Raw genomic sequence first — 16,805 nt, 5'->3', positions numbered from 1 at the left:
AACGAAGGAACACATCATGAGCACCGACCACGCGAGCCCCTCCACAGACGTCGACGGGGCCGAGATCCAGCGGCGAACGATCCGCAAGAGCGACTGGGCCCCGCACAACGCGGCCTTCATCGACTGTCGCACCCCCGGGTCCGACCGCAAGTCGAACTACGCCTTCATCGGCGGCGGCGTCTCGCAGAACGCGGGGCAGGTCATCAACCTCACCGAGGAGCACGGCTTCAACACCGGAGCCGCGGGGATGCCGAACGGCATCTCGAACAACCTGCACCTTCACTTCACGGCGGAGGTGTTCGTCAACCTCGGCGGCGAATTCCGCCTGCGCTGGGGGATCGACGGCAAGCAGGGCGAGTACGTCAGCACCGACGGTGACATCATCTCGATCCCGACCTGGATCTTCCGCGGTTTCACGAACGAGGGGCCGGACGACGGCATCCTGTGGACCGTCCTCGGGCGCGACGTGACGGGGGGCATCATCTGGGGGCCGTCCGTACTGAAGGAGGCGGAGTCGTACGGTCTCTATCTCACCGCCGACAACCAGCTCATCGACACCGTCGCCGGTGACGAACTGCCCCAGGACGTGGCGCTCATCAAGCCCATTCAGCAGCGGTACATCGACGAGCTGACCCCGTTCTCGGTCGAGCAGATGCGTGAGCGGGTCGTCCAGCCCGGCGACCGCGTCTACAGCGCCAACGCCCTCCTGTGCGCGAGCCTGCCGGGCGGTGCCGCAGAACTGAGCCTCGCCATCGGCTACGGCATGACCGAGGACCGCCGTCAGGTCCCCCGCATCCACGAACCCCACTCCTTCAACATGGCCTGGGTCCGTGCCGCCGAGGACGAAGGCATCCTGCGCCACCGTCACGACAAGAACCAGGCGCTGCTGGTCAAGAGCGGACGCTGGGCGGTCACGCTGAACGGCGACCCCTCCACGACGGTCGAGCTGGACCCCTCGGACTCGTTCTCGGTGCCCGCGGGCGCCTGGCGCGCCTTCCGGTGCATCGAAGCCGGCGACAGCGGCGCCGGAGAGCTGCTCGTGGTCAACTCGGGAGACGACCGGGTGTACCTCGAATGGGCCCCCGAGGTCGTGGACGCAGCCCGCGACGCCGACTGGATGCTCGACCCCAACGGCTACCTCGCGCCCGTCGGCGTGATGGTGACCGCGACCGAGGACGACTGATCTCCCCTCGGGAGCTCGTCGTCGCCGCGACCTCCCCCCGCATCGTCGTGGGGGAGGTCGCGGCCAACCTCGAGACGGTGCGCGCCGCCGTCGCCGACGCAGCTCATGCCGGTGCGCGACTGATCGTCGTGCCCGAGCTCGCCCTCAGCGGGTACGTCTTCGCCGACGTCGCGGAGGCCCGGTCCGCGGCCGTCGCCCGCGACGATCCCCGCTGGGCGGCGATCGCGCGGGAGCTGCCCGAGGGGGCGGTCGCGGTCATCGGCTACGCCGAGGATGCCGGACCCCGGCTGTTCAACACCGCGGCGCTGCTCTCGCGCGACGCCCGGCTGGGCGACTATCGCAAATCGCACCTCTGGGGCGAGGAGTCGATGTTCTTCGCGCCGGGGGACACCGCCGGCGCCGTCGTGGAGACGCCCGTCGGTCGGATCGGGGTGGCCATCTGCTACGACAACGAGTTCCCCGAGGTTCCGCGGCGCCTCGCCCTCGCCGGGGCGGAGGTGCTCGCGCTCCCGGTGAACTGGCCCCTGGTCGACCGGCCCGCGGGGGAGCGCGCCCCCGAGACGATCCAGGCGATGGCCGCCGCCCGCTCCTCGCGCCTGGCGACCGTGATCGCCGACCGCCACGGGGTCGAGCGCGGCGTCGTGTGGACAGGGGGCACGGCGATCATCGACGACGACGGGTGGATCGCGGCGGCGCCGGAGGGCGGCGGCGGCTCGGCCGTGGCGACGCTGCGTGTGCGGCATCCGTCCGACAAGTCGCTCCCGCCGTTCAACGACCTGTTCGCCGACCGGCGCCCCGAGCTGTACGGCTGAGGCCGCCGCGCGGAGCGGGACGCGCCGGCGCGCGTCAGCCGCGGACCCGCGGGTGCGTCAGGCGACCGCGCTGCGTCCCGCACGCGCGCGCAGCATGTCCTGCGCCATGTCGGCCAGGCGGCGGGCCGCCGGTGACAGTTCCGTCCCCTCTCGCCGCGCGAGCGCGATCGTGTCGTAGAGGGGTTCGGTGAAGGGAGCGATCCGGATGCCGGCGGGGAACGCCGGCGATTCGGCGATCGAGCGCGAGACGATCGTGTCGGCGGTCCCGGAGGCCACCAGGCCCAACGCCGTCTCGACGTTCTCGACTTCGATCGCGGGCTCGAGGAGCAGCCCCTGGGCGCTCGCGCGCTCACGCAGCTGGCGCCGGGTGGGATCGTCCCAGCCGGCGTAGGCGTCGTACAGCACGAGTTTAGCGGCGGCGACCTCGGCCAGGGTCACCGGGTGCGCCGGTGCGTCGGGGCGAGCCGAGGCGTAGACGACCTCGTCGCGGATGAGCGGGGTGATCGACAGGCCCGCGTCGTCGACGGGGAGCACGAGGAGTCCCGCCTCGATCTCGCCCGCGGCGATGGATCGCGCGACCAGGGCGGAGTTGATGCCCACCAGCCGCACCCGCACCCCGGGATACTGCTCGTGGAACCGTTGCAGCAGATCCGACAGCTCGTAATAGGCGGCGTTGCGCAGCACGCCGAAGGTGCAGGTGCCGGACTCGAGCGCGGTGAGTGCACGCATCGCCTCCACCCCGTGATGGATCGCGCCCACCGCGCGCTCCGCATGCGCCCGCAACGCGAGGGCCGACTCGGTCGGTACGAGGCGCCGCCCTCCGCGTTGGAACAGCCGCACGCCGAGCTCGCGTTCGAGGCGGGCCACGAGCTCTGAGACCGAGGCCTGCGTCGAGTCGAGTTCGACCGCGGCGGCGGTGAACGACCCCCGTTCCAGAGCGGTCAGGAAGGCGCGCAGCTGGGTGATGGTCACGAGCCAATGGTAAACCCGATGGTTTGCATCGCATCCATCGTTCTTGTGGGGGTGGATCGGGAGATCTAGCGTCGACTCATGCGATTCACTCCCGCGCTCCTCGAGCGCCTCGACGGCTCCTTCCACCACCTCAAGACGCCGCTCATCAACGCCCCCGCTGCTCAGCGCGACCCGGCTGTCATCGAGACCGTCTCGGCCATGCTCAGCGACATCGGTCGTCGGGGGATGAATGCCGTGCTCGATTACGCGCGTCGACTCGACCGCTACGAGGGCGGCGACATCGAGCTCACCACCGCGCAGATCGCCTCGAGCGGCGACCGCCTCGCGCCCGATCTCCGCGCGGCGATCGAGCTGGGGTCCGAGCGGACGAAGGCGTTCGCCGCCGAGCAGCGCGGTCGTCTGACCGACTTCGAGACCGAGCTGGTCCCGGGACTCGCCACGGGCGTGCGCTACGTCCCCGTGTCGCGTGTCGGCGCCTACCTGCCCGCGGGGCGCTTCCCTCTCACCGCGAGCGCGTTCATGACGGTCGGGGTCGCGAAGGCGGCCGGTGTGCCGACGGTGATCGCCTGCACGCCCCCGCAGCCCGATGGCGGCGCGAACGACGCCGTCGTCTACGCCGCCCACCTCTCGGGGGTCGACCGCGTGTTCGTGCTCGGCGGTGTGCAGGCGCTCGCCGCGATGGCCTACGGCCTGCTCGGCGACCTCCCCGTCGACATGTTGGTGGGCGCCGGCAACGCCTATGTCGCCGAGGCGAAGCGTCAGTTGTTCGGCACCGTCGCCATCGACCTCCTCGCGGGGCCCTCCGAAGTCGCCGTGCTCTCCGACGACAGTGCCGACCCCGAGATCGTCGCGGCCGACCTTCTCGGGCAGGCCGAGCACGGCCCCAACTCTCCCGCGGCGCTGGTGACCACGTCGCACGAGCACGGGCAGGCCGTGATCGCCGCCGTCGAACGTCAGCTCGAGACGCTCGCCACGGAGCCGATCGCGGGTCCCGCGTGGCGCGACTACGGCACCGTGACGGTCGCGGCCGACCGCGAGACGGCGGTCGCCCTCATGGACGACCTGGCGCCCGAGCACCTCGAGGTGATCACGACCGACGACGACTGGTACCACGACCACCTCCGCAACTACGGGTCGATCTTCCTCGGGCCCTGGAGCACGGTCGCCTACTCCGACAAGGGCATGGCGGGGACCAATCACGTCCTTCCCACCGCGGGCGGCGCCAAGCACAGCGCCGGCCTGTCGGTGTCGCGGTTCGTCAAACCGCTCACCTACCAGCGGATCAGCCGGGCCGCCACGCCCGCCCTCGCCGAAGCGGTGCAGACGATCTCCGACTCCGAGGGCATGGCTGCGCACAGCGCGACGGCGACCATGCGCCTGGCGACGTACGCGGAGTGAGGACGGGGCGGACGGTCGCTCCCCGACCCGTCGCGTATCCGCACGCCGGGTCGGGACGCGGCCGTCCGAGGCTGAGCCGCTCGCGGGGTCGGTCCCTCCCGCGCACGGCGCCCCGCGTCAGTCCAGGAACTCCCGCGCCGCGACGACGAGGTTCTCGACACCGCGATCGATCGTCGGCTGCATGACCGGAGCGAAGAAGGGCGAGTGGTTCGTCGGGATGTCGCGCTCGATCGTGCCGCCGGCCACGGCATCCGCGAATTTCTGCGGGTCCACCCCGCCCCAGAACCAGAACACCAGCGGCGCGCCCGAGTCGCGGGCGAACCATGACACGTCCTCGCTCCCGGTGAACATGCCCGGGTCGACGACGCCGGCCTCGCCGAACGCCCGACGGAACGCGGCCGTCAGGCGGGAGGTGGCATCCGGGTCGTTGATGGTGGGCGGCAGGGAGTGGTCGGTGGTAATGGTGGGTTCCTTCTCGGCTCCGGATGCCGCCGCCTCGGCGCGGACGATCCGCTCGACCTTGCCCATCACGCGCTCGCGCGCCGCGTCGTCGGGGTAGCGCAGGCTCAGCTCGAGCTTCGCCTCCGCCGGGATGATGTTGTTCTTCAGGCCCGCGTGGATCGAACCGACCGTCACGACGGCGACGTCGCGCGGGTCGACTTCGCGCGAGACCACGGTCTGCAGGCGCATCACGGTGGCGGCGGCCATGACGACCGGGTCGATCGTGGAGTGCGGGCGCGAGCCGTGACCACCGCGGCCGTGGAGCACCACGGTGAGACCGTCGGATGCCGCCATCTGGGTGCCCGGGCGCACGCCGATGACGCCCGCGGGCAGCGGCGTGACGTGTTGGCCGAGCACGATGTCGGGCTTCGGGTAGCGCTCGAGCACGCCGTCGGCGATCATCGCCTGCGAGCCCGCGCCGTACTCCTCGGCGGGCTGGAACACCGCCACGACGGTGCCCGACCACTCGTCGGTCGTCGCGACGAGCCGCTCGAGCGCCCCGATGAGGGCGGTCACGTGAATGTCGTGACCGCACGCGTGCATGACCGGAACGGCGTTGCCCGCCGGATCGGTGCCGCGGGCGGTGCTGGCGTAGGCGAGACCGGTCTGCTCCTCGACGGGGAGACCGTCCATGTCGGCGCGCAGCCAGACGACGGGGCCCGGGCCGTTGTCGATCCGGGTGACCACACCGGTGCGCCCGACGCCTTCTTCGACCTCGAGGCCGAGGTCGGCGAGGTAGCGGGCGATGACGCCCGCCGTCCGCGTCTCCTGGAACGACAGCTCCGGGTGGGCGTGCAGATCGGTGTAGAGGCTTTCGAGGTCGACGCTCATGGATCGAGCCTAGTTCGCGACCACTCGCCCGCGCCCGCCCGGCCGCCCTTTCTATCGAGTGTCCGAGACATGCCGCGAGGCGCGTCCGAGACGCGGCGTGTCCTGGACACTCGACCTGCTTCCTGCCGGACCGGGGCGGGCGCTACCGGATGCCGCGCGCGCCCGCAAGCCGTCCGGTGCGGTCAGGTCGGGCGGGGACGCTGAGCGCATGACCACGACACACTTCGACTACCTCATCGTCGGCGGCGGGATGGTCGCCGACACCGCCGCGCGCGGCATCCGCGAGATCGACGCCGAGGGATCGATCGGCATCCTGAGCGACGACATCGACGAGCCGTACACGCGCCCCGCCCTCAGCAAGAAGCTGTGGACCGATGACGAGTTCACGTGGGACAAGGTCCCGCTGGGCACCGCCGCCGACACCGGCGCCGACATCCGGCTGCGCACGCGCGCCACGGCGGTCCGCCCCGAGGAGCACGAGGTGGATGCCGACGGCGAGACCTTCTCGTACGGCAAGCTCCTTCTCGCGACGGGAGGGAAGCCCGTCGCCCTCCCCGTCGACGACGCATCGAACGGCGAGCGGGTGCTGTCGTTCCGCACCGCGGAGGACTACCGGCGCCTTCGCGCCCTGGCCGAGGACGTCGACCGCATCGCGGTCGTCGGCGGCGGGTACATCGGGTCCGAGCTCGCGGCGGCCCTCGTGCAGAACGGTGTCGACACCGTCCTCATCCACACGGGTGCGGTGCTGGGCGACGCGGTCTTCCCCGCGGCGCTCGCCGAGCGTTTCGAGACGCTGTTCCGCGATGCGGGCGTCGAGATCGTCGCGGGATCCAAGGTCGAGGGCGGATCGGCGGATGCCGACGGCGTCACGCTCGGGCTCGAGAACGGCGACGAGGTGCGCGCCGACGCCGTCGTGAGCGGTCTGGGCATCGAGGTGGCCACCGACCTCGCCGAGAAGGCCGGCCTCGCGGTCGACGACGGCGTGCACGTGGATGCGCAACTGCGCGCCTCGGTCGACGACGTCTACGCCGCCGGCGACGTGGCGAGCTACCCCGACCGCCTGCTCGGGCGTCGCCGGGTCGAGCACGTCGACAACGCCAACGAGCAGGGCAAGGCCGCAGGCCGCAACCTGGCGGGCGCCGCCGAGCCGTACACGCACACCCCCTACTACTACTCGGCGGTGTTCGGCATCCGGTACGAGGCGGTCGGAACCCTGGACTCGTCGCTCGAGACGGTGGAGGACTGGATCGACACCGACCACGGGGTCGTCTACTACCTCGACGACGACCGTGTCGTGGGCGTGCTCCTCTGGAACGTCGAAGAGGCCCGGGATGCCGCCCGCGCGGTGCTGGCGGAGGCCGACACCCTGACGCGCGACGACCTGGTGGGCCGCATCCGCTGACCCGTCTGAGCCGCGGCGGCGCCGACGGGCAGCGTCACACCGGTGCCGGCACGTGCGCGGCCACGGTGTACGTGTGCACTCCGGATCCGACCTCGAACGTCTCGCCCCCCGGCAGTGCGACGACTCCCGTCGTTCCGGTCGGGACCGCGACGTCCACGTGGAGCTCGCCCTCGTCGACGTGCCACGCGATCGAGGCCCGCCCGTAGGGCGTCTCGTGGGCTGCGCGCGCGAAGGTGAGACCGCCGCCCGGCTGGGGCCGGAAGGCGATCCGGCGGTAGCCGGGGTCGATCGGAGCCAGACCTCCGACGGTGCGGTGGATCCAGTCGGCCACCGCGCCCAGGGCGAAGTGATTGAACGACGTCATCCCGCCCGGGTTCACCGTCCCGTCGGGGAGCAGGCTGTCCCAGCGTTCCCAGGTCGTCGTTCCTCCGGAGAGGACCGTGTACATCCACGAGGGGCATTCGCGCTCGAACAGGAGGTCGTACGCGGCGTCGAGATGCCCCGAGTGCGTCAGCGCGTCGGTGATCAGCGGTGTTCCGGCGAAGCCGGTGGCGATCCGGTTCCCTCCCTGGCGCACCAACGTCGCCAACCGCTCTCCCCAACGGGCGACCTCCTCTTCGCCCTCGGCCAGGTCGAACTCGATCGCGAGCGCATAGGCGGTTTGGGCGTCGCTGGTCAGGAGGCCCGAGGCGGCCACGTACTCGCGACGGAACGCTGCCTTCACCTCGGCCGCCAGGCGCGCGTACGTGCGCGCGTCATCGACCTTGTCGAGCACCTCCGCCATCTTCGCGAGATGACGGCTCGACCACGCGAAGTAAGCGGTCGCCACGAGGTAGCGATCCGTGGTGGCGTCTGCGGGGTCGTGCGGCGGTGCCGCCGGGTCGAGCCAGTCGCCCAGCTGGAAACCGGTGTTCCACAACCGATCCGGCCCGGCGAGCCGAGCCACCAGATCCACCCACCTGCGGGCCGAGTCGTACTGCTCCCGAAGGATCTGCGCGTCGCCGAACTGGCGATAAAGGGTCCACGGGGTCAGGACCGCGACGTCGCCCCATGCCGCACCCGGGCGGATCGGCGTCCACTCGTCTCCTCCGGGGATGACGGGGACGTACCAGGGCACCGTCCCGTCGGGGAGCTGCTCGACCGCGACGTCACGCAGCCACGACCGGAGCATTCCCGAGCAGTCGTAGAGGTATGACGCCGCGGGGGCGAACACCTGCAGGTCGCCGGTCCACCCCAGCCGTTCGTCGCGCTGCGGACAATCCGTGGGGATGTCGACGAAGTTATCGCGCATCGACCATCGGACGTTCTCGTGCAGGCGGTTGAGGAGCGGGTCCGACGACTCGAACCAGCCCGTGCGCTCCATGTCGGTGTGGTAGACCCGGGCGACGACCGCGCCGGGCGCGATCTCGCCCGGCCACCCGTCGATCTCGGCGTAACGGAACCCGTGAATGGTGAAACGAGGCTCCCACTCGAGCGGCGAGCCGTCCGTGATCAGCACATCCGTCGCCGCCGCGCCCCGAAGGGGTCGCGTGTACAACTCGCCGTCCTGGAGGACCTCGGCATGGCGGAGTGTGATCTCCCGCCCGGACTCGGCGTGCACGCGCAGGCGCAGCCGACCGGAGATGTTCTGCCCGAAGTCGAGGATCCAGCCTCCGGACGCGCCCCGGACGACGGAGACGGGAGCGAGCTCCTCGGTGCACCGCACGGGTGCGCCCTCGGGCGCGACGAGCGTTCGATGATCGACCGGGAGCGCCCTCGCGGGCCTCCACGACGGGTCGGCGGCGCCCGCCCATTCGTCCTGCTGCAGACGGGAGTCGTACCGCTCGCCCTCGTAGAGACCGGTGGTGACGATCGGGCTCGCCGCGACCTCCCAGGCGTCATCCGTCGCGACGACGACGCGGCTGCCGTCGGCGTATTCGATCTCCAGCTGGGCGATGAGACCGATGTCGCTGCCGTAGAGGTTCGGGTATCCGCCATGGAAGCCCAGCCGGCCGCGGTACCACCCGTCGGCCAGCCACGACCCCACGGTGTTGCGCCCGGAGACGAGGTGCTCGGTCACGTCGTAGGTGTAGTACCTCAGCCGCTCGCCGTACACGGTCCACCCGGGGGACAACGCGTCGTCGCCGACGCGGACGCCGTTGATCTCGACCTCGTACAGGCCGTGCGCGCTCGCGTACAACCGCGCGCGTGCGATCGGACCGACGAGGTCGAAGGCGCGGCGGACGCGAGGCGGGCGCCGCAGGGCCTCCGCGTCCTCCGCCCAGTCGGGACCCACGACCGACGCGATCCAATCGCCTTCGCGCAGGAGCCCCGCCTCGACGGGGGCGGGTGTCGACCACTCCGACGTCGAACCGTCCTCACCGTGCACGCGCACGCTCACCTCGGCCCGCTCCCGCGACGTCAGTGGGGAGAACGGCCAGGTGACCAGCACGGAGTCGGTGTCGGCGATGAGAGCGGTGGTCTCGACTCGCCCGTCCGCGGACAGAGCGACCTCGTACGCGCGCTGGCGCCATCCGGCGGGAGCCGTGGTCTTCCACGACAGGCGGGGTGCGGCGACACCGATGCCGAGGGCGCGCGGCAGGTGCTCGAACGTGACGGGGGATACCTGGATCATGCGGGGGGATTCTCATCCTGCTGGGGGTGGACCATGGGTTTGAGGGCGGACGGATCGCGGCCCGGCAGCATGAGCGCGTTGTGCACATCGCTGAGCGGATGGACGCTGGTGACGAGCCGGCGCAGATCGATGCGTCCGCTCGCCGCCAGTGCGATGGCGTCCGGATATTGGTGCGCGTAGCGGAACGTCCCGGTGAGGGTGATCTCGCGGGACTGGATGACGTCGAGGGGAACGGACGTCTGCCCGTCGGGCGACATGCCCACGAGAACGGCGCGACCGGCGGGACCGAGGGCGGCCAGCCCCGTGCTGATCGCCGCACCGACGCCTGAGCACTCGATGAGCACCGTGAAGCCCGGGGGGAGCTCGTCGGCACTCACGTCGATGGTGTCGGTCGCGCCCGCCTGCATCGCGGCGACGAGGCGATCGCCGGCCACGTCGCTGACGCTCACGTCGGCACCCGCCGCCCGGGCGACCTGGAGGACGAGGAGTCCGATCGGGCCCGCGCCGCTGACCAGAACGCGGTCCCCCACGGTGACCGACGCCTTGCCGACCGCCCACATCGCCACGGCGAGTGGCTCGATCAGGGCCGCCTCGTCGTCGTCCAGGCTGTCGGGGACATCGTGGGCGAAGTCCGAGTGGGTCACCACATGGGTGGCGAAGGCGCCATCCACCGGTGGCGTCGCGAAGAACTGCACGTCGGGACACAGGTTGTAGCGTCCCGCTCTGCACAGGGCGCACCGCCCGCAGGGAACGCCCGGTTCGAGTGCCACGCGGCTACCGATCCGATTCCGTGGAACGCCCTCTCCCACCTTCACGATGACGCCCGACGCCTCGTGGCCGAGGATCAGGGGCGCCGATACGACGGTGCTGCCGATGCGGCCGTCGCGGTACCAGTGCACATCCGACCCGCAGACGCCGACCGATCGGACTTCGACGAGCACCTCGCTCGCCTCGAGCGGTGCGATCGTACGCGTCTCCACGACGGTCTTCTCGACCGCCGTCATGACGGCGGCGTGCACGGGCTGCGCCGCGCTCACCCCTTGACCGCCCCGCTCGCGAGGCCCGCCATGATGCGCTGGTTGAGAACGAGATAGATCGCCAGGATGCCGAAGACGTTGATGCAGATGGCGGCGAAGAGCGGACCGTACTGGGTGGCGCCGAACTGCCCCGTGAAGTTGAGCAGGCCCACCTGCACCGTTCGGAGCTGCGAAGAGTTGGTGAACGTCAGGGCGATGAGCAGGTCGTTCCAGAAGAAGAAGAACTGCACCAAGCCGACGGTCACGATCGAGTTACGCGCCATCGGCAGGGCGACCGCGCGGAACGAGCGGAAGATCGATGCGCCGTCCAGCGTCGATGCCTCGAAGACCTCGCGCGGGATGGCTCGGAAGTACGTCGCCATCATGAACACCGTCAGGGGGAGCCCGGTGGCGGTGTAGGTGATGATGAGCGGCCACAGCGAGCCCGTGAGGCCTGCCTGGAAGTACACGGAGAACAGCGGGAGGAGGATCATCTGACCCGGGACCATGATCCCTGCGAGGAAGAGGAGCAGGATGCCGCCCCGCCCTCGGAACACCATGACCTCCAGCACGAATCCGGCGGCGACGCCCAGCACGAGCATGAGGAACAACGCGGGGAAGACCGCGAGCACGCTGTTGAGGAGGTAATGGCCGATGTTGCCGGTCACCCAGGCGTCGGCGTAATTCTGGAAGTTCAGTGCCCGAGGAAGGGCCCAGGTGGGCGCATTGAGGAACTCGTCCTGGCTCTTAAAGGAGTTCATGAGCAGCCAGAGCAGGGGCAGCACCTCGATCGCGACGAGAAGCGCGATGAGGAGCGTTCCGGGAAGACGTCGCAGTGACGCGCGGCGCACCGGCGGGCGGCGACGGTCGCGCTCGACGGAAGTCGGGGTCTGGGGCAAGGTGGCGGTGGACATGGAGATCAGCCCTTCGTGACGTCGCGTCGCGACGACCGGAAGATGAAGACGGTCACGATCAGGCAGAGCATCGTCAGCAGAAGCGCGATGGACGCGCCGTAGCCGTACTCGCCGTAGCTGAACGACGTCTGGAACATGTAGAGGGTCAGCGGCGTGGTGGCCGTGCCCGGCCCGCCGTTGGTCAGCGCGACGATCGAATCGAACACCTTGAGCGTGCCGTTGATGGAGAAGATGATCGACGACAGCAGCACGGGCAGTGACAGGGGCAAGACGATGCTGCGGACGAGACGAAATCCGGTGGCCCCGTCCAGACGGGCGGACTCCATGATGTCGTCGGGGATGTCGAGAAGGCCGGTGTACAGCAGCACCGCATAGAAGCCCATCGAGCGCCAGAGGTCCATGATCACGAGCACGACGATCGCGCTGACCGGGCTTCCGAACCAGTCGATCGACTCGACTCCGAACATGTTCAGGATGCCGTTGACGGGACCGGTCTGCGGTGCGACCTCGAACAGCTTCTGGAACATCAGCGCGACGGCCACGGTCGGGATGATCACGGGGAAGAAGACGAGCGTACGCACGACACTGCCGCGGTTGCGCAGGACGAACACGTAGAACAGCGCCAGGAGATAGCCGAGCAGCACCTGGCCGGCGGTGATGATCACGGCGTAGAGAAGGGTGAAGCGGAGCGCCTCGCCCACGCGCGGGTCGCTGAACAGGCGTGCGAGGTTCTCCACGCCCACGTACTCGAAGCCCGAGATCGCATTCCCCTCGAAGAGGGTGTAGCCCAACGACCACACCACGGGGATGAGCATGACGAGGGAGTAGACGACCAGCGCCGGGCCGAGCAGCAGCGCGATCGCCCTCTTATCGCCGAGGACCTTGTGCATAGCGGATGTTCCTTCGCATCGATGGCGGAGGCGAGGACCGTTCGCAACGGCCCTCGCCTCCCCGAGGGTCAGCCCAGGTCTGCCTGGACCAGGCTCATGAAGTCCTGCGGCGAGATGGCGCCCGTGACCAGCTGAGCGGCGTTCTTCTGGCTCGTCTCCGTGGCCTTGGCGTTGAAGAGGGCCTCGAACCACAGAACCGACTCCTGCGTCGATGCGATGCGGTCCTGGACGAGCGCGGTGAGGTCGTCGACCTGCACGTCGCCATTGACCTTGAAGCCGGAGATCGTATCGGCCTCGGAGAGCGACTGCGCACCGTAGTTGTTCGCGATGCACGTCAGCCACTTGCCGGTGTCGTCGGTGTACGCCTTCGCCGACAGGGCCATCGGGAGTCCGACGTTCGCCGGGGTCTGGCTCGAGTCGCCCGCACCGCCTGCGACGTCGGGGAACGGCATGAAGCCGATGTTGTCGGAGCCGATCTGGTTCGCCGACTCGTCGGCGAAGTTCGCCAATGCCCAGCTGCCCATGTAGAAGAAGGCGGCCTTCCCGGTCAGGAAGGTGTTGAAGGCCGTGTCGTAGTCGATCGACCCCACGCCCTGACCGAAGTACCCGTTGGCGCCGAGGTCGGCGACGGCCTGAGCGGCCGCGACGTACTCGGGATCGGTGAGCTTGGCGTCACCGTCAGCGACCTTCTGCAGGGCGTCCGGGCCGAGGTCGCGGAAGATGTAGCCGCTGATCAGGCGGGTGATGGGCCACCCCTGCTCGCCGGACGCGGAGAAAGGCTGCACGCCTGCGGCTTGCAGCTTCGCTGCGCCGGCGGAGAGCTCGTCCCAGGTGCTCGGCACATCGATGCCGTTATCGGCGAGCAGCTGCTTGTTGTACCAGACGCCCTCGATGTTGTACTGGTACGGCAGCACGTTGAATCCGCCGTAGAGCTGCTCGATGGTCGAGATGGCGGCCGGCTCGATCTGGTCGATGACCCCGAGGTCGGTCAAGGTCTTGTCGAGGTCGAGGACCTGACCGCCCTGGGCGAGCTCCTTGGTCAAGGCGGGGGCGTTGCCCGCCGCGTACTGCGCCGGAAGGGCGTTCTGGCCGGCGAGCAGCTGCAGCTTCTGGTCCAGCTGCGTCTGCGGCACCGTCTCGACCTGAAGCGGCTGGGCGTCGTTCTCGGCCTTGCACTGGTCGGTGCTCAAGCTGGTGAGCAGCTCGGGAATGGTCGTGTTCTCCTGGTTGACCAGGAACGAGAACGATGTCGCACCCGCCGACCCGCCGCCGGCGCACGCGGTGAGGGCGAGGAGCCCGGCGGCACCGAGCGAGGTGATCGCGACCATGCGGCGCGAGCGCGGGAATGCTGTGGACACTTTTCCTCCTTGAAAATGCGCCTCGATCATTGAAGCGCTTCAAGAGGATTATGCATGGGTGCTGAAGACGCGTCAACTCATTTTTGAAACGCTTCAGTCTCGGAGTGGCGTGGCCCGCTCGCGCCCGACGGTGCTTTCGCGCACGACCAACTCGGGGCGCAGCATCGTGGTGACATGTCGGTGCTCAGCAGGGTCCTCATCGATCTCGGCGAGGAGCAGGCGCAGTCCCTCGCGCCCCATGTCGAGACCCTTCATCTGAACGGATGTGAGCGGGATCATGCCGCCCCAGGCGGCGGAGTTGTGGTCGCACCCCATCACCGCCACGTCTCTCGGCACCTCGACGCCCCGGGCGCCGAAGACCTGGATGATCGCCATCGCCAACAGGTCCGTGACGGCGATGACGCCGTCGAGACTGCCGCGACGGACGTCCTCCACGAGTCCCTCGGCCGCCCGCAACCCTCCCGGCGGATCGAGGTTCTCCGTCGGGACCTCCTGCAGGGTGACGCGCCCGCCCTCCTCGGCGACGGCGCGCCTCACCCCGCGGCGCCGAAGCGCGACGGGCTGCAGATAGTCTCGACCGCCGACGAACGCCAAGCGGGTGCGTCCGTTGTCGATGAGATGTCGCGCCGCGAGGTAGCCGACCTCCTCGTTGTCGACGAGGACCTGGCAGCAGTCGTTGCGCCCCGTATCGAAGTTCAGGACCACGGTCGGCCGACCGTGGGTGCGGATGCGCGCGACGTCCTCTCCGGCGTCCTCCATCGGAGCGAGCAGGATCCCCCCCACTCGAGCTCCGTCGAAGAAGTCGAGATCCGCTCGCTGCTGGTCTGCCCTGTTGTCGCTGTTGGCCATCAGGACGTTCATGCCGAGCTCCGACGCGTACCGTTGTGCGCCGCGCGCGATGTCGACGAAGAGCGAGTTGCTGATGTCGATCACGACCAGTCCGATGCTGCGCGATCGTCCCGCGGCGAGTTGCTGGGCGTTCGTGTTGCGCACGAAACCCAGTTGCTCGATCGCCCCCTGCACCCTCTCCAATGTGGCGGGGGCGACCTTGTCGGGGTGGTTCAAGACGTTCGACACGGTGCCCAGCGCCACCCCGGCAGCGCGCGCGACATCCGACATGCTCGGCGTTCGCCTCGTGTGCTGCACCACGCCCCCTTCGACCGCCGTGACTCTGAGATGGATGCTAACCGATCGGCGCGATGGATTTGATGCGCTTCAACGCGGACCGGAGCGCTCGACGCCTCCGTGGCGATCCTCGAGGACAAGCCGCGATATCCGCGGAACCCGATCCACGGAGGTCGGCCACCACGGGGCTGACGGTCCGCGGACTATTCGCGTCGCCCCGCGAGCGGCGCGCGCGGGTGATCCTCGCGAGCGATGCGGAGACGCGGCGGTGACCGGCGAGCGGGCCGCGGTCGCACGGAGGGGTCGACGCGTGCGGCGCGATGGTCCGTGAGCGGTGCATCCCGCACTCGCGCGGCCCGGCAGGGGTGTCACCCCGCACGACGGGTCTAACCTGGACGCGCGCTGTGAGTCTCGCGGCGCGCGACACCCGGGAGCACCCATGGCCACCGCCGAGCTTCGTCTCACCCTGCCCGTCGACCGTGCCCGCGACGCCGTCGCCGCGGCTCTCACCGAGCAGGGCTTCACGGTGCAGCCGACCCCGGGCGGATCGCTCGACGTCTCGCGCGGCAGCCTGGGCACGACGCTCGTCGCGGGCGCGTTCGCCGGGCATGACATGCACGTCCGGTTCGACGTGCACCTCGCCGAGACAGCCGAGGGTGCGCTCGCGTCATTCGAGCACTCGACCGCCGGCGGGTTCCTCAAGGGTGGGGCGATCGGCGCCGCCAAGGCGGGCGACGTCGTTCGCGAAGCCGCGCATCTCGCGGGCCGGCGCCTCGCGTCTCAGGGGCTTCTCGTCGATGCTGCGGAGGCTGCCCCCACCGGATCGGGGGATGCCGCGGCTCCTTCGCCCGGTGATGCCCCGGCCGCGTCCGTCCCCGCGTGGCCCGCGCCGGTCGCTCCGGCGCCGCCGGCCGCCGAGGGAGAGCCCGCGGCCCCCGCCCCGCCGTACGTCGGAGCGCCCCCGGTACCGCCGAGCGGATATCCCGGTGCCTCCGGGTACCCCGGCTATCCGGGAGCGGCCGCGCCGTCGGATACGCCGTACGCGCCCGGAGCCTCGCCCTCCGGGGCCGGAACGTCGCCATACGCCCCCGGCGCGGCATCCGGGACCTCCGAACGCACGAACGGCGTGGCGATCGCCGCGATCATCATGGGCTTCGTGCTGCCGATCGGCGGGATCATCGCCGGGGCCGTCGCCCTCGCCCAGATCAAGCGCACCGGCGAGAAGGGCCGTGGCCTCGCGATCGGCGGGATCATCGCGGGCGGCGTCATCACGGTGCTCTCGATCGTCGCGATCTTCGCGCTCGTGCTCATCGCGATCTTCGGTGCCGGCGTCGCGTCCTCCTCGAGCGATCCCTTCGAGCTGCCCGCCGAACCGGGCGACGGAGGGGTGACGATCGGCCCGAGCGAGCAGGCGCCCGGTGGTGCGTACACGCTGCCCGTGGGGGCGTGCCTCGACGACATCCCCAGCGGCTTCATCTCGCCCTCCAACCTGGTCGACTGCGCCCAGCCGCACACCTACGAAGTCTTCGGCGGCTTCTTCCTCGCCGACGGCGCCTTCCCCGGTGACGACGCGATCGAGTCGTCGGCTTACGAGGGCTGCGACGCCGTCTACCCCGACTACGTCGGTGTTCCGTGGGAGCAGTCGACGCTCGCCTACACGTACGTCTCGCCGACCGCGGAGACCTGGGCCGAGGGCGACCGCGAGATCTCCTGCATGCTCTACGACCCCGAGGTGGATCAGACCACCGGATCGCTGCGGGGCTCCGCGCGCTGAACGCGTCGTCCGCGG

13 protein-coding genes are annotated in these 16,805 nt (G+C 70.1%); 5 read left to right on the top strand and 8 right to left on the bottom strand.

Annotated elements, in window-relative coordinates; genetic code table 11:
* Positions 1 to 16 precede the first annotated feature (16 nt).
* Complete coding sequence (locus tag RWH45_RS05865) at positions 17 to 1,183, top strand: cupin domain-containing protein (RefSeq protein ID WP_315993942.1); 1,167 nt, start codon at positions 17 to 19, stop codon at positions 1,181 to 1,183.
* Entirely contained in the window at positions 1,075 to 1,995 is a 921-nt protein-coding gene (locus RWH45_RS05860) for a nitrilase-related carbon-nitrogen hydrolase (RefSeq protein WP_437127323.1), read from the top strand. The genes RWH45_RS05865 and RWH45_RS05860 overlap by 109 nt, the downstream gene beginning before the upstream one ends.
* Positions 1,996 to 2,052: 57 nt before the next feature.
* Here the strand turns inward: RWH45_RS05860 and RWH45_RS05855 are convergent, their stop codons facing one another.
* Positions 2,053 to 2,967, bottom strand: coding sequence for a LysR family transcriptional regulator (locus tag RWH45_RS05855; RefSeq protein WP_315993941.1), 915 nt, complete (start codon positions 2,965 to 2,967; stop codon positions 2,053 to 2,055).
* A 78-nt stretch (positions 2,968 to 3,045) separates the two neighbouring features.
* On the opposite strand from RWH45_RS05855, the gene hisD reads away from it, so the two are divergent.
* The gene (hisD, locus tag RWH45_RS05850; RefSeq protein ID WP_315993940.1) at positions 3,046 to 4,365 is read left to right on the top strand and encodes a histidinol dehydrogenase; all 1,320 of its coding nucleotides are present in this window, start codon (positions 3,046 to 3,048) and stop codon (positions 4,363 to 4,365) included.
* A gap of 117 nt (positions 4,366 to 4,482) precedes the next feature.
* Here hisD and RWH45_RS05845 read toward each other — a convergent pair whose 3' ends face one another.
* The gene (locus RWH45_RS05845) at positions 4,483 to 5,697 is read right to left on the bottom strand and encodes an amidohydrolase (protein ID WP_315993939.1); all 1,215 of its coding nucleotides are present in this window, start codon (positions 5,695 to 5,697) and stop codon (positions 4,483 to 4,485) included.
* A gap of 208 nt (positions 5,698 to 5,905) precedes the next feature.
* On the opposite strand from RWH45_RS05845, the gene RWH45_RS05840 reads away from it, so the two are divergent.
* The gene (locus RWH45_RS05840) at positions 5,906 to 7,099 is read left to right on the top strand and encodes an NAD(P)/FAD-dependent oxidoreductase (protein ID WP_315993938.1); all 1,194 of its coding nucleotides are present in this window, start codon (positions 5,906 to 5,908) and stop codon (positions 7,097 to 7,099) included.
* Between the two features lie 34 nt (positions 7,100 to 7,133).
* On the opposite strand, the gene RWH45_RS05835 is transcribed toward RWH45_RS05840, so the two are convergent.
* The 6 genes from RWH45_RS05835 to RWH45_RS05810 form a co-directional block, all read right to left on the bottom strand.
* The gene (locus RWH45_RS05835; protein ID WP_315993937.1) at positions 7,134 to 9,713 is read right to left on the bottom strand and encodes a family 78 glycoside hydrolase catalytic domain; all 2,580 of its coding nucleotides are present in this window, start codon (positions 9,711 to 9,713) and stop codon (positions 7,134 to 7,136) included.
* Positions 9,710 to 10,750 carry an NAD(P)-dependent alcohol dehydrogenase gene (locus RWH45_RS05830; protein ID WP_315993936.1) on the bottom strand — a complete coding sequence of 347 codons (1,041 nt, stop codon included), beginning with the start codon at positions 10,748 to 10,750 and terminating at the stop codon, positions 9,710 to 9,712. The genes RWH45_RS05835 and RWH45_RS05830 overlap by 4 nt, the downstream gene beginning before the upstream one ends.
* On the bottom strand, positions 10,747 to 11,643 hold the full coding sequence (locus RWH45_RS05825; protein WP_315993935.1) for a carbohydrate ABC transporter permease: 897 nt from the start codon (positions 11,641 to 11,643) through the stop codon (positions 10,747 to 10,749). The genes RWH45_RS05830 and RWH45_RS05825 overlap by 4 nt, the downstream gene beginning before the upstream one ends.
* A 5-nt stretch (positions 11,644 to 11,648) precedes the next feature.
* On the bottom strand, positions 11,649 to 12,533 hold the full coding sequence (locus tag RWH45_RS05820) for a carbohydrate ABC transporter permease (RefSeq protein WP_315993934.1): 885 nt from the start codon (positions 12,531 to 12,533) through the stop codon (positions 11,649 to 11,651).
* 68 nt (positions 12,534 to 12,601) lie between these two features.
* Positions 12,602 to 13,891, bottom strand: coding sequence for an ABC transporter substrate-binding protein (locus RWH45_RS05815; protein WP_315993933.1), 1,290 nt, complete (start codon positions 13,889 to 13,891; stop codon positions 12,602 to 12,604).
* A 93-nt stretch (positions 13,892 to 13,984) separates the two neighbouring features.
* Positions 13,985 to 15,010 (bottom strand): LacI family DNA-binding transcriptional regulator, encoded by a 1,026-nt coding sequence (locus RWH45_RS05810; RefSeq protein ID WP_315993932.1) that lies wholly within the window; start codon positions 15,008 to 15,010, stop codon positions 13,985 to 13,987.
* Positions 15,011 to 15,455: 445 nt separating this feature from the next.
* On the opposite strand from RWH45_RS05810, the gene RWH45_RS05805 reads away from it, so the two are divergent.
* Positions 15,456 to 16,790 (top strand): DUF4190 domain-containing protein, encoded by a 1,335-nt coding sequence (locus RWH45_RS05805; RefSeq protein WP_315993931.1) that lies wholly within the window; start codon positions 15,456 to 15,458, stop codon positions 16,788 to 16,790.
* The last annotated feature ends 15 nt before the right edge of the window (positions 16,791 to 16,805 follow it).

The sequence above is a fragment of the Microbacterium galbum genome, from assembly GCF_032464915.1.
GTDB classification, from domain to species: Bacteria; Actinomycetota; Actinomycetes; order Actinomycetales; family Microbacteriaceae; genus Microbacterium; species Microbacterium galbum.
This window is presented reverse-complemented; position numbering and strand designations above follow the sequence as displayed.

Excerpts from the sequence above, each read along its gene's own strand:
- RWH45_RS05865 (WP_315993942.1), top strand. The coding sequence starts at position 17 with ATGAGCACCGACCACGCGAGCCCCTCCACAGACGTCGACGGGGCCGAG.
- RWH45_RS05860 (WP_437127323.1), top strand. The coding sequence starts at position 1,075 with ATGGGCCCCCGAGGTCGTGGACGCAGCCCGCGACGCCGACTGGATGCT.
- hisD (WP_315993940.1), top strand. The coding sequence starts at position 3,046 with ATGCGATTCACTCCCGCGCTCCTCGAGCGCCTCGACGGCTCCTTCCAC.
- RWH45_RS05845 (WP_315993939.1), bottom strand. The coding sequence starts at position 5,697 with ATGAGCGTCGACCTCGAAAGCCTCTACACCGATCTGCACGCCCACCCG.
- RWH45_RS05840 (WP_315993938.1), top strand. The coding sequence starts at position 5,906 with ATGACCACGACACACTTCGACTACCTCATCGTCGGCGGCGGGATGGTC.
- RWH45_RS05835 (WP_315993937.1), bottom strand. The coding sequence starts at position 9,713 with ATGATCCAGGTATCCCCCGTCACGTTCGAGCACCTGCCGCGCGCCCTC.
- RWH45_RS05825 (WP_315993935.1), bottom strand. The coding sequence starts at position 11,643 with ATGTCCACCGCCACCTTGCCCCAGACCCCGACTTCCGTCGAGCGCGAC.
- RWH45_RS05820 (WP_315993934.1), bottom strand. The coding sequence starts at position 12,533 with ATGCACAAGGTCCTCGGCGATAAGAGGGCGATCGCGCTGCTGCTCGGC.
- RWH45_RS05810 (WP_315993932.1), bottom strand. The coding sequence starts at position 15,010 with ATGTCGGATGTCGCGCGCGCTGCCGGGGTGGCGCTGGGCACCGTGTCG.
- RWH45_RS05805 (WP_315993931.1), top strand. The coding sequence starts at position 15,456 with ATGGCCACCGCCGAGCTTCGTCTCACCCTGCCCGTCGACCGTGCCCGC.